The sequence below is a fragment of the Pseudotabrizicola sediminis genome (assembly GCF_004745575.1).
In the GTDB taxonomy this organism is placed as follows: Bacteria; Pseudomonadota; Alphaproteobacteria; order Rhodobacterales; family Rhodobacteraceae; genus Pseudotabrizicola; species Pseudotabrizicola sediminis.
Genome location: NZ_RPEM01000002.1, coordinates 178,216 through 189,718 on the forward strand (window position 1 = coordinate 178,216; position 11,503 = coordinate 189,718).

General features: G+C 63.9%; 13 protein-coding genes. 7 read left to right on the forward strand and 6 right to left on the reverse strand.

The window, feature by feature from the left end:
* Positions 1 to 38 precede the first annotated feature (38 nt).
* Positions 39 to 647, reverse strand: a complete 609-nt coding sequence (pncA, locus tag EEB11_RS03495) for a bifunctional nicotinamidase/pyrazinamidase (protein ID WP_135429031.1) — start codon at positions 645 to 647, stop codon at positions 39 to 41.
* 119 nt (positions 648 to 766) lie between these two features.
* On the opposite strand from pncA, the gene trhO reads away from it, so the two are divergent.
* Entirely contained in the window at positions 767 to 1,669 is a 903-nt protein-coding gene (gene trhO / locus EEB11_RS03500; protein ID WP_135429032.1) for an oxygen-dependent tRNA uridine(34) hydroxylase TrhO, read from the forward strand.
* Positions 1,670 to 1,689: 20 nt separating this feature from the next.
* On the opposite strand, the gene mbfA is transcribed toward trhO, so the two are convergent.
* The gene (mbfA, locus tag EEB11_RS03505; protein WP_135429033.1) at positions 1,690 to 2,667 is read right to left on the reverse strand and encodes an iron exporter MbfA; all 978 of its coding nucleotides are present in this window, start codon (positions 2,665 to 2,667) and stop codon (positions 1,690 to 1,692) included.
* 150 nt (positions 2,668 to 2,817) lie between these two features.
* On the opposite strand from mbfA, the gene EEB11_RS19480 reads away from it, so the two are divergent.
* Together EEB11_RS19480 and EEB11_RS03510 are read left to right on the forward strand one after the other, a co-directional pair.
* Complete coding sequence (locus EEB11_RS19480; RefSeq protein WP_167852647.1) at positions 2,818 to 2,985, forward strand: hypothetical protein; 168 nt, start codon at positions 2,818 to 2,820, stop codon at positions 2,983 to 2,985.
* 66 nt (positions 2,986 to 3,051) lie between these two features.
* Positions 3,052 to 3,684 carry a TetR/AcrR family transcriptional regulator gene (locus tag EEB11_RS03510; protein ID WP_135429034.1) on the forward strand — a complete coding sequence of 211 codons (633 nt, stop codon included), beginning with the start codon at positions 3,052 to 3,054 and terminating at the stop codon, positions 3,682 to 3,684.
* Here EEB11_RS03510 and EEB11_RS03515 read toward each other — a convergent pair.
* From EEB11_RS03515 to EEB11_RS03530, 4 genes are all read right to left on the reverse strand, one after another.
* A complete protein-coding gene (locus tag EEB11_RS03515; protein ID WP_135429295.1) occupies positions 3,681 to 4,955 on the reverse strand; it encodes a bifunctional folylpolyglutamate synthase/dihydrofolate synthase in 1,275 nt (424 codons plus the stop codon). The genes EEB11_RS03510 and EEB11_RS03515 overlap by 4 nt on opposite strands.
* Positions 4,955 to 5,884, reverse strand: a complete 930-nt coding sequence (accD, locus tag EEB11_RS03520; RefSeq protein ID WP_135429035.1) for an acetyl-CoA carboxylase, carboxyltransferase subunit beta — start codon at positions 5,882 to 5,884, stop codon at positions 4,955 to 4,957. Before accD ends, EEB11_RS03515 begins: the two co-directional genes overlap by 1 nt.
* Before the next feature lie 151 nt (positions 5,885 to 6,035).
* Complete coding sequence (locus EEB11_RS03525; protein ID WP_135429036.1) at positions 6,036 to 6,902, reverse strand: peptidoglycan DD-metalloendopeptidase family protein; 867 nt, start codon at positions 6,900 to 6,902, stop codon at positions 6,036 to 6,038.
* A gap of 7 nt (positions 6,903 to 6,909) precedes the next feature.
* Positions 6,910 to 7,629, reverse strand: a complete 720-nt coding sequence (locus EEB11_RS03530; protein ID WP_135429037.1) for an acetyltransferase domain-containing protein — start codon at positions 7,627 to 7,629, stop codon at positions 6,910 to 6,912.
* A 201-nt stretch (positions 7,630 to 7,830) separates the two neighbouring features.
* Between EEB11_RS03530 and ilvD the strand changes: the two genes are divergently transcribed.
* The 4 genes from ilvD to EEB11_RS03550 all read left to right on the forward strand — a co-directional run bounded on the left by ilvD (position 7,831) and on the right by EEB11_RS03550 (position 11,436).
* Complete coding sequence (gene ilvD / locus EEB11_RS03535; protein WP_435531095.1) at positions 7,831 to 9,567, forward strand: dihydroxy-acid dehydratase; 1,737 nt, start codon at positions 7,831 to 7,833, stop codon at positions 9,565 to 9,567.
* Positions 9,548 to 10,105, forward strand: a complete 558-nt coding sequence (locus EEB11_RS03540; protein WP_135429039.1) for a cation transport ATPase — start codon at positions 9,548 to 9,550, stop codon at positions 10,103 to 10,105. Before ilvD ends, EEB11_RS03540 begins: the two co-directional genes overlap by 20 nt.
* 162 nt (positions 10,106 to 10,267) lie before the next feature.
* A complete protein-coding gene (locus EEB11_RS03545) occupies positions 10,268 to 11,041 on the forward strand; it encodes a DUF6478 family protein (protein ID WP_135429040.1) in 774 nt (257 codons plus the stop codon).
* A 23-nt stretch (positions 11,042 to 11,064) separates the two neighbouring features.
* The gene (locus EEB11_RS03550; protein WP_135429041.1) at positions 11,065 to 11,436 is read left to right on the forward strand and encodes a hypothetical protein; all 372 of its coding nucleotides are present in this window, start codon (positions 11,065 to 11,067) and stop codon (positions 11,434 to 11,436) included.
* Positions 11,437 to 11,503 lie beyond the last annotated feature (67 nt).

Here is an 11,503-nt window from a genome sequence, read left to right on the forward strand (position 1 = left end):
TCAACTGCACGGCGCACTGTCCAGTTCTGTCGGCGCTTTTAACCTTCCAGTGCGATCCCCTCGACGGCCAGTCTGGCCAGCATCGCGGCAAGGCTGCCGTCCAGATCAATGGCCCGGCACAGGTCCAGTCGCACCGTAACCTCATACCCCAGACGGGCGGCGTCGAGCGCGGAATAGGCCACGCAGAAATCGGTGGCCAAACCGGTAAGGATCAGCCGCGACACGCCTCTGTTGCGCAGGTAGCCATCAAGGCCGGTCTTCGTGCTGCGGTCGTTTTCAAAGAACGCCGAATAGCTGTCGATGCCAGTGCGGTAGCCTTTGCGCAGGATCAGATCGGCGCGCTCCACCTGCAAGGCGGGGTGGAAGGCAGCCCCCATGCTGCCCTGCACGCAATGGGTCGGCCAAAGCACCTGCGGGCCATAGGGCATTGCGGTCAGGCTGAATGGGGCGGCACCGGGGTGGTTGGCGGCGAACGAGCTGTGGTCCTGCGGGTGCCAGTCCTGGGTCAGCACCACGGCAGAAAACTCGGCCATCAGGGCGTTGATGCCGGGCAGGATCACGTCGCCCTCTGCCACTGCAAGCGCGCCGCCGGGGCAGAAATCGTTCTGAACGTCGATCACGATCAGCGCGTCGCTGGATGGGTGCATCTTGGCCTCCGCTTGTGGGTTGCCTTAGTGGTAGGGATCGGTGCCATCGTGTCAATTGCCGATGCGGTTCCGGGGTGCACTGGCTTGATCCGGCGCGGTGCTTGGCCTATTGCGCGGGCATGATGATCATCGCAGCCCTGTATCACTTCACCCGCTTTTCCGACACGGCGGCTTTGCGCGCGCCATTGGCCGCGCTCTGCGCAGCGCAGGGCGTAAAAGGGTCGCTTCTGCTGGCGCAGGAAGGGATCAACGGAACGATTGCAGGCCCGCGCGATGGGATTGATGCCGTGCTGACCCATATCCGCGCTCTGCCGGGTTGCGCCGATCTGGAGTGGAAGGAAAGTACTGCCGATGCGATGCCCTTCGGCCGGATGAAGGTGCGGCTGAAGCGCGAGATCGTGACAATGGGTGTTCCCGATGTGGACCCCAAGGCTCGGGTTGGTCACTATGTCGAGGCGGCGGAGTGGAATGACCTGATCCGCCAGCCTGACGTAGCGGTGATTGACACCCGCAACGATTACGAGGTTGCCATCGGCACATTTGCCGGCGCGGTTGATCCCAATACCCGCAGCTTCCGCGAGTTCCCGCAATGGTGGGCCGAAAACCGCGACCGCTTTCACAACAAGCGCATCGCCATGTTCTGCACCGGCGGCATCCGCTGCGAAAAATCGACCAACTATCTGATCTCGCAGGGGATAGAGGATGTGTTCCACCTGAAGGGTGGCATCCTGAAGTACCTTGAAGAGGTGCCGCAGCAAGACAGCCTGTGGCAGGGCGAATGCTATGTGTTCGATGGCCGAGTGTCGGTCGGGCACGGCCTGATCCCGGGGCAGAACGAAAGCTGCGGGGCCTGCCGCCGCCCGGTCACGCCCGAGGGGCGCGCCGATGCCGTTTATGAAAAAGGCGTGTGTTGCTCTGCCTGTGTAGACGAATACACGCCCGAAGACCGCGCCCGTTTCCGCGAACGCCAACGCCAGATGGATCTTGCCGCCGCACGGGGTGAATTGCATTTGGGCGGCTGATCTGCGACGCCCGCCACACGTCACCCCCCGCCGATCAATACGCCCGCCGCGAACACCAGCGCGCCGCCCAGAACCACCTGCATCGCCGCGCGCAGGAAAGGCGTATCCATGAACCGGTTCTGAATCCAGGCGATCGCCCAAAGTTCGACAAAGACCACGACAATGGCAACGCTTGTTGCGGTCCAGAAATCGGGGATCAGATAGGGCAGGGCATGGCCCATGCCGCCAAGCGTGGTCATTACGCCTGACGCCACACCACGTTTCCAAGGGCTGCCGCGCCCCGACAGCACGCCGTCGTCATGCGCGGCTTCGGTGAACCCCATCGAGATGCCGGCCCCGACGCTGGCGGCGCTGCCGACCAGAAAGGTGGTCCAGGTGTCCTGTGTGGCAAAGGCGGTGGCAAAAATCGGGGCAAGGGTCGACACAGAGCCATCCATCAGCCCCGCCAGCCCCGGCTGTACCCATGTCAGGATGAACTGGCGTTTGGCGGCGCGGTTTTCCTGATCTTCGGACTCGGGGTCGACGTGTTCGGCGATCAGCGTTCCGGCCCTTGTTTTGTGCCCTGCCTCGGCAGCGGCAAGATCGCCCAGCAGTTTGCGGGTTCCGGCATCAGCACTGGCTTGTGCGGCGCGCAGATAAAACGCCTCGGCCTGTTTCTCCATCGCCTCGGCCTCGGCGCGGATGGTGTCGAGCGACAGGTTTTCCACCAGCCAGACCGGACGCCTTGCGTAAAATCCCGCGACATGTTCGCGGCGCAGCAGGGGGATCACCTCGCCAAAGCGCCGTCGGTGCAGGTCGATCAGGCGGCGGCGGTGGTCATCTTCTTCGGCTGCCATGCCATCGAACACCATGGCGGTTGCATCATATGTGCCGCGCAGACGTTCGGCATAGCTGCGGTAGATGCGGGCATCGTCCTCTTCCGAGGAAATGGCCAGTGCCAGCACCTCTTGCTCGGACAGATCGGAAAACCGGCGGCGAAAGGTCAGGGCAGAGAGCATGATTGTCACTTTCTGGAATGATTCTAAAGTAACTTGCGCCTGATCAAATGCAAGATCTTAAAATGAACTGATCGGTTCATTTATATATTGAATTGCCGTACCAAATGGTTCATTTAATCTGAACCCATCAGTTCACTTATGGAGAATCCCATGCGTTCCGTTCTTCTCGCCCTGGCCGTGTCGCTGACAGCCGCGCCAGCTTTTGCCATTGGCGTGGTCATTGATCTTCCGAACCTGACCTGGCCGCAGGATGACCAAGCCACCAGTTCAACCAAAGGCTGCGAGACGGCCACCCAAACGGGGCCGGCCTGCAAGTGACATGACCGGATGGGCACCTTGCCGACACGCGTCTTCGTGACCTATGTTCGGGCAAACGGGGTGAGTATGACTGAGGCTGCAGAACAGAGCGTGCGTCGTGGGCGCAAGTTTGATCAGGTGCTGGAAGGCGCCCGCACGATCTTTGTGCGCGACGGGTTTGACGGTGCGTCAGTCGATGACATTGCGCGCGAGGCCGGGGTCAGCAAGGCCACGCTCTACGCCTATTTCCCCGACAAGCAGTTGCTTTTCAAGGAAATCTGCGCGCAGGAATGTCAGCGGCAGGCCGATGATGTCGAAGCAAGGATTGATCCGTCGATGTCAGTCGAGACCATGCTGACATTGGCCGGAGAGCGGATCGCCGGTTTCATGATGTCGGACTTCGGGCAGAACGCCTTTCGCCTGATCAGCGGCGAAGGTGCGCGTTTTCCAGAGATGGCCCGCGACTTTTACCGGAACGGGCCGGGGCTGATCCATGACCGGCTGGTGCATCACCTGCATCATCTGGTGCAGAACGGGGCGCTGCAGATCGACGATCTGGATCTTGCGGCCGAGCAGTTCATTCAACTGTGCAAGGCATCGCTGGCAGAAAAGCTGCTGTTTCGCATGGATCATCAGATAAATGATGACCGCGTGCGCCGGTCCGTGCGCGGCGCGGTCGAGATGTTCATGGCGCGTTATGGTGCGGCGCCAAAGGGTTAGCCGTTTTCCCGCAGGATGGCCCCCGCCAGATAAAGCGAGCCGCAGATCAGCACGCGGGCGGTGGGGTTGATGGCAATGATGGCCGACAGGGCATCGGCGACCGAAGCTGCGGCGCTCGCGGGCAGACCCGCCGACAGCGCCGCGTCTCGCGTGGTCTGGGCCGGTAACGTGTTCTTTTCATTCGGAATCGACACGGCAAAAAGATGCGTGGCATGCGGGGCCAGCGGGCGCATGTAGCCGGTGACATCCTTGGTGTTGAGCATGCCGCAAATCAGATAGGTGAGGCGCGTGGGCATGCGCGCGAGGGTCGCTGCAATTGCCTGCCCCCCCGCCGGGTTGTGGCCGCCGTCGAGCCAAAGCTCGACATCGGGGGCCATGTCCACCAGCGGTCCACGGCGCAGGCGCTGCATGCGGGCGGGCCAGACGGCACGGGTCACGGCAGCCTCGCAGGCGGCCTCGTCCCGGCCAAGGACGCGCAAGGCGGCGATGGCCGCGCCTGCGTTCTGAATCTGATGCGGGCCGGGCAGGTTGGGCAGGGGCAGATCCAGCAGGCCGGTTTCATCCTGAAAAATCAAGCGGTTCCGGTCCTCGGATACATGCCAATGCTGGCCATAGGCAAGCACTGGCGCGCCAATACGGGCGGCTTTCGCTTCAATTACCGCCAGCCCGTCCGGGTCTTGTGGGCCGACGATCACCGGCACGCCGCGCTTGATGATCCCGGCCTTTTCGCCTGCGATCTCTGGCAGCGTGTCGCCAAGGTATTGCTGATGGTCGATGCTGACCGGCGTGATGAGGGTCAGGCGGGGTGCGTCGATCACATTCGTCGCATCCAGCCGCCCGCCAAGGCCCACCTCCAGCAAGGTGAAATCGGCAGGGGTGCGGGCGAAGGCCTGAAGGGCGGCGGCGGTGGTGATTTCGAAAAAGGTGATGGATTCCGGGCCGTTGGCCTGAACGCATTCGTCCAGAAGGGCTGCCAATGCCGCTTCGCTGATCAATTCCCCCGCCAGCCGGATGCGTTCGTGAAAGCGGGCCAGATGGGGCGAGGTATAGGCGTGCACAGACGCGCCCGATGCCTCCAGCCCCGCGCGGATCATGGCTTGGGTGCTGCCTTTGCCGTTGGTTCCGGCGATGTGGATCACCGGGGGCAGATTACGTTCGGGGTTGCCAAGGGCAGCCAGCAGGCGGTGCATGCGGCCCAGTGTCAAATCGATGACCTTGGGGTGCAGGGTCATCATCCGGTCGAGAATCACGTCGGAACCGGGTGCCAAGATCAACCCGCTTTGGGGGCTGGCGGGGTGGCCACAACGGCGAGCTCGGGGGGCGGGGCGGGTAAATCGCCTTTGATTGCAGGGGGTTGGTTGGTCAGCATTCGCAGGATGGTGATCAACTCTTCCCGCAACTGCTTGCGGTGGGTCACCCGGTCCAGCATGCCGTGGTCCAGCAGGTATTCGGCGCGCTGGAAGCCTTCGGGCAGCTTTTCGCGGATGGTTTGTTCAATCACGCGCGGCCCTGCAAAGCAGATCAGCGCGTTGGGTTCCGAGATCTGCACGTCGCCCAGCATGGCGTATGAGGCCGTGACTCCGCCCGTTGTGGGGTGTGTCAGCACCACGACGTAAGGCAGCCGTGCCTCTTTAAGCATTTGAACTGCAACGGTTGTTCGCGGCATCTGCATCAGTGACAAGATGCCTTCCTGCATGCGGGCACCGCCTGCGGCGGAGAACAGGATGAGGGGGCGTTTGAGCTTAACCGCGCGTTCGGCGGCGGCCAGAATGGCGTTGCCGACGTACATGCCCATGGACCCGGCCATGAAGCTGAAATCCTGCGCGACGGCCACCACCGGCGTGCGGCCCATTTCGCCTTCGGCGACCAGCATCGCCTCTTTCTCGCCTGTCGCCTTTTGCGCGGCTTTCAGGCGGTCTGGGTATTTCTTCTGATCCTTGAAGTGCAGGGGGTCGACCACCACTTCCGGCACCTTCACTTCGGTGAAAATACCCGTGTCAAACAAGGACTTGAACCGATCCCGCGGGCTGATTGCCATGTGGTGATCACAGTTGGAACAGACGTTCAGGTTCTCGGCCAGTTCGCGGTGGAACAGCATGGTTCCGCATTCAGAACACTTCGTCCACAGGTTTTCCGGCACTTCCCGGCGTGAGAAGAGCGAGTTGATTTTCGGGCGGACGTAGTTCGAAATCCAGTTCATGCGGGCGGGCCTTTCGGGTGCCGGTCTTTGGTTTCAGATAGAGGCACGGGGCGGGATTTGCAATCGGCAGCGGCGTAAGGATCGTGTCTGGCGGGCGTATGGTTTGCGTATGGCTTACGTCATGACGTGTGTGCGCAGGGTCGGATCAGCTTTACGGCAGGGTGAACGCGCTTTGGGGCAGGCGCAGGATCAGGTTGGGGTCGGGGCAGATGGACTGCCAGACATCCCACAGGCTGCTGTGGCCGACGCCGTAGAAGTTGCCAGCCGTCTGATCGAGCATGTCGGTCATGATCTGGAAATGCACATGCGGGGCCCAGCCGCCGTTCTCATGCCAGTCGCCAAGGTCGGCGATGTGCTGGCCTGCGGCGACCTGTGCGCCGGGTTGGAGCAGAGTGGGCAGGGTGGCGGCCAGGTGGCCGTAGAGGGTGTAGAACGCGACTGTCCCGGCGCGGTGTTCCACAATCAGCGTGTGGCCGTAATCCAGCGGGTCGGCGTTGTAGGTTAGGTGCAGGACACGGCCCGGCAGGGGGGCGTAGAGCGGGGTTCCGGCGGGGGCGAAGACATCAATTCCGAGGTGCCTTGTGCGGCGTTCCGGGCTGATGGCGTCGGCGAACTGGGCAGTGCGGTAGACCGAGCGGTCTTCGCCATAGGTGCCGATGCCATACGGCACGTCTTTGGCCGCGAACCACGCATCAAAAGCGCGGTCGGAAAAGGCGGGCATGTCTGGGTGTTCGCCGTTGGTGAGCAGCGCGAGGGTGCGGCTGGTGGCGACATCGGGGTTGAACAGAGGGTGGGGGTGCAGGTCTTTGAGATGGGCAATGATCTGCGGGGCGGTCGGGATTGCGGGCTGGCCAAGGCCGGCCCGCAGGATGGCGCTGAGCAGCCCTTGATCGGCGGCGCGCAGGCGGGCGGCGACCGGGGCGGGGCTGGCTTGGATCAGCGCGTGCAGGTCTTGCGGGGCGGCACCGCTGGCGCGCAGGGCGGCGTAGAGGTCGGGCTGGTCGGGGAGCGGGTGCATGGCGGCCCTAAAGATAGCGGGTGAACAGGTAGACCGCGCCGAACAGCACGGGCTGGTGGATCAGGTAGATCGCAAGGCTGTGCTTGCCGGGCCAGAGAGCGGCCTTGCCCATTGGGCCGGGCTGCCAGCGGCGCACCTTGTCCCAGGCGCCTGCGCGGGTCATCAGTTTGGCGGTGGCGATGCCGATAAGGACCGGGCAGAGCCATGGCAGCAGGGGTTCATAATCCATCATCGGGGGGATTTGGGTGGATAGGCCCAGCCAGATCCAGTGCGGGGCGTTGAACACCTCGGACCGGAGCAGATGCGGGGCGGCGAAGGCCGCGGCCGCGACGGCGATGGTCAGAAGGGCTGGCATGCGCAGGAACGCCAGCCCGATCAGGCTGCCCGCCGCGATGGCATGCAGTATGCCCCAGCGGATGAAGGAAAAGCCCATGGCGAAATAGGTGGCGATGGTGACCAGTGCTGCCGCGCCCGCGACCATGGCGAAGCGTTTCCAGAAGGCGGGCCAGCGGATGCGGTCGCCGTGGGCGAGCCAGAGCGAGACCCCGGCGAGGAACAGGAAGCTGGAGGCAATGGCGCGGGCGATGAGGGGCCAGGGGCCTTGAAATACATAGCCGGGGGGCAGATGGCCAAAGAGCATCAGATCAAACGTGAAATGATACCCCGCCATCGCCAGCAGGGCGAGGGTGCGGGCAAGGTCGATGGCATGGATGCGGTGTGCGGTCATGGGGTGGCACAGTAGCCAAACGGGCGGCGGAGGGAAGGGCCGGTGTTGGGTGTTCAGGGGTAGGGCGGGGTTCACCCCGCCTTTGGCGCAAGGTGTGGCGGGGTGAACCCCGCCCTACCCATGATTCCCTGTTTTCGCGGCTTGCCCCCGATGGGTTCGCCCATTATCCCGTTGTCAGCCAGTTAAAACGGGAGGATGCCCATGTCCACGAACACGCGTTTCGACAAGTCGAAGCTACCCAGCCGTCATGTGACCGAAGGCCCGGCGCGCGCGCCGCACCGGTCGTATTTCTATGCCATGGGGATCACCGAAGAAGAGATCCACCAGCCCTGGGTTGGGGTTGCCACCTGCTGGAACGAGGCGGCGCCGTGCAATATCTCGCTCAACCGTCAGGCGCAGATCGTGAAGCATGGGGTGAAAAAGGGTGGCGGGACGCCGCGCGAGTTCACCACCATCACCGTGACCGATGGCATCGCGATGGGGCATGAGGGGATGCGGTCCAGCCTCGCCAGCCGCGATGCGATTGCCGATACGGTGGAACTGACGATGCGCGGGCATTGCTATGACGCGCTGGTGGGGTTGGCCGGGTGCGACAAGTCCTTGCCGGGGATGATGATGGCGATGGTGCGGCTGAACGTGCCGAGCGTGTTCATCTATGGCGGGTCGATCCTGCCAGGCCGATACAAGGGCCAGGACATCACCGTACAAGACATGTTCGAGGCGGTGGGCAAGAATCAGGCGGGCACCCTGTCGAATGCCGAGCTGGAGATCATGGAGCGGGTGGCTTGCCCGTCCAGTGGCGCCTGTGGCGCGCAGTATACCGCCAATACCATGGCCTGCGTGTCAGAGGCGATCGGGCTGGCGTTGCTCAATTCATCCGGTGCGCCGGCACCTTACGAATCGCGCGACCAGTACGGCGAGGCGTCTGGCGTGGCCGTGATGAACCTGATCGAAAAGAACATCCGGGCGCGGGACATTGTCACGCGCAAGTCGTTGGAAAATGCGGCGCGGGTTGTGGCCTGCACCGGGGGCAGCACCAATGGCGCGCTGCACCTGCCGGCGATTGCGCATGAGGCGGGGATTGATTTCGACCTGTTCGATGTTTGCGACATCATGCGCGACACGCCTTATTTCGTCGATCTGCGGCCGGGTGGGAAATATGTAGCCAAGGATCTTTACGAGGTTGGCGGCGTGCCGATCGTGATGAAAGAGCTGATGAAGCTGGGCCTGATGCATGAAGACTGCATCACCGTCAGCGGCAAGTCCATTGGCGAGTCGCTGGACGAGATTGTGGGCGAGGCCGATGGCCGCGTGATCTATCCGGTGTCGACCCCGATCACCCAGACCGGCGGCGTGGTGGGCCTGAAGGGCAACCTTGCGCCCGATGGTGCCATCGTGAAGGTGGCGGGCATGTCAGAGGCCGAGCAGGTGTTCACCGGCCCGGCGCGGGTGTTTGAATGCGAGGAAGACGCCTTCGAGGCAGTGAAGAACCGCGAATACGCCGAAGGCGAGGTCATTGTGATCCGCAACGAAGGCCCCGCAGGTGGGCCGGGGATGCGCGAGATGCTGTCGACCACCGCCGCCCTGTCGGGGCAGGGCATGGGCAAGAAGGTGGCACTGATCACCGATGGCCGGTTCTCTGGTGCGACACGCGGGTTCTGTGTGGGCCACGTCGGGCCGGAAGCGGCGCATTGCGGGCCGATTGCGTTGTTGCGCAACGGGGATGTGATCACGCTGAACGCGCTGACCGGTGAGTTGTCGGTGGCCTTGACCGATGCCGAACTGGCCGCGCGCAAGGCGGACTGGAAAGGCCCGCGCGAGACGCAATATGCCACCGGGGCGCTGTACAAATACGCGAAACTGGTCGGCGGCGCGCGCTGGGGTGCGGTCACGCATCCGGGGGCGAAGGCTGAAAAGCATGTCTACATGGATCAGTAGGCTGGTTCTGGGGCTGGCCTTGTGCCAGCCCCTGACCCTGTGGGCCGAGACGGCGCTGCCGAAGGCGGTGACTCTGCGGGCAGAGGAGATTACAGTGCAGGGTCCGGCGGGCTATTGCCCGGACCCGGCGACGCTGCGGCAGACGGGTGGCGCGGTGGCGGTGTTGCTGGGGCGCTGCACCGATCAGGCAGAGTCACCGCCTGCGGTGATTTCTGTTACCTTTGGCCGGGCGGGGAGTGCGGCGGTGATGGCCTCGGGCGGGGCCGAGATGGCGGCGTTCTTTGCGTCAGAGGCCGGACGCAAATCGCTGAGCCGGCGGGGGCGGGCGGCGGATGTGGCGGTGACCTCGGCCCGCAGTCTGGGCGATCTGTTTCTGTTCCGGGTGGCCGACCGGGGGATCGGCACCTATTGGCGCGGCATGACCGCGCTGAACGGGCGCACGGTGAGCATCAAGGTGTCCGGCCCCGATCTGGATGAGGTGGAAAGCCGCAAGCTGGTGGAAAGCACGAGCCGCGCGCTGCGCCGCGCCAATCGCTGAGGCCCCGGGCTGATTGCCGGGGGGAGCGCAGCCCCGGCGCATCGGGTTGCGAGTCCTCGCCTGCAAAGTGTTTGGAGTCTTGGTGTTTTCCGGCAATAAGGGAATCGTTGCTGCGCCGTGGACAATCGGCGGGCTTTTTCGGGTGGGGTTGCGCGAAAGCACATGGCAGGCAGGTTTGATGCGTTTCTTGACCGGGTGTTGCAGCGCCGGGTGCAGCGCCGCTGGGGGGCTGTGGCCGACCGGGCGTCCAGCCTTGACCTTGAAACCCTGAGTGCGGTGCGCGGGCGGGCGCGGGCGATCCGCCGTCAGCTGGACCGGGTTATCCATGAGGCGGAGCACCGGCTGGCGCTGCCGGTGATCGGGTCGAACGCCATGCGCCGCCCGCTGGGCACGGACTGGTCCTGGCGGCCGATGCTGTGGCGGGGGCCGATTCCGGTGCCGGGGTTTTCAAGCGTGCCGGGGCGGGCGCTGGTCTGTGAGGGCGCGACGGTGTTTCACGATTGCCGCCAATCGGAACTGACTGTGCGGCAGATCCGCAATGCGCGGCCTGCCGATCTGGCCCCGTTCGGGTTTCGCATGGACGTGTTCCGCTTTGACGGGTCTTTCCTGAGCCTGGTGCTGGATCTGCCGCCGGAAGCCGCCGTTGGGCTGAAGCTGCGCCATCTGATCCGGCTGGACGTGATCGTCGAGATGGAAAAGCCGCTGGAGATTTTCGCGCGGCTGAACATCAAGCACGGGCCGAACGTCGAACAGATCGTGCGCGAGCTGCCGCTGGGCGATGAAGAGGTGATGGTCGAGTTTGACCTTGCCTATACCAAGGTCAACGAAAAGCGGGTGGAGCGGCTGTGGGTGGACCTGATCTTTGAAGGGCCGGAGATGAACCAGATCATCCTGCGCGACGTGACCTTTGGTCGTCGGCCCCGTGCTGAACTTTAGGTGCGCTGAATTGTGAGGCAGGGATGTTGGAAAAACGGCTGACCAAGACACGTATCCGGGCCGGGATCTGGGAAGGCGTGCTGAGTGGGGTGGCAAGCCAGCCGACGCTGGAGGTGCTGCTGCTGGAGCAGCCGATCTCCGGTGTGGTGGTCGAGCCTGTGACCGGACGGGCCGGCGACTGGGCGGTGCGGGTGCCGGTGCCGGCAGAGGTGCTGAGCGAGGGCGTGCAGACCTTTCTGATCCGCGAGGCGGGGAGTGACCAGACGCTGGCGCATTTCACCATCATCACCGGGGTGGCGATGGAGGATGACCTGCGCGCCGAGGTGGATTTGCTGCGGCAGGAGCTGGATATGCTCAAGCGCGCGTTCCGGCGGCATTGTCTGGAGACGATGTGATCCCGGGGTCTTCCGGCCAGATGTGATCTTGCGGAGCGGGCGTGCCGCCCGCACGCGATGTGTCGGG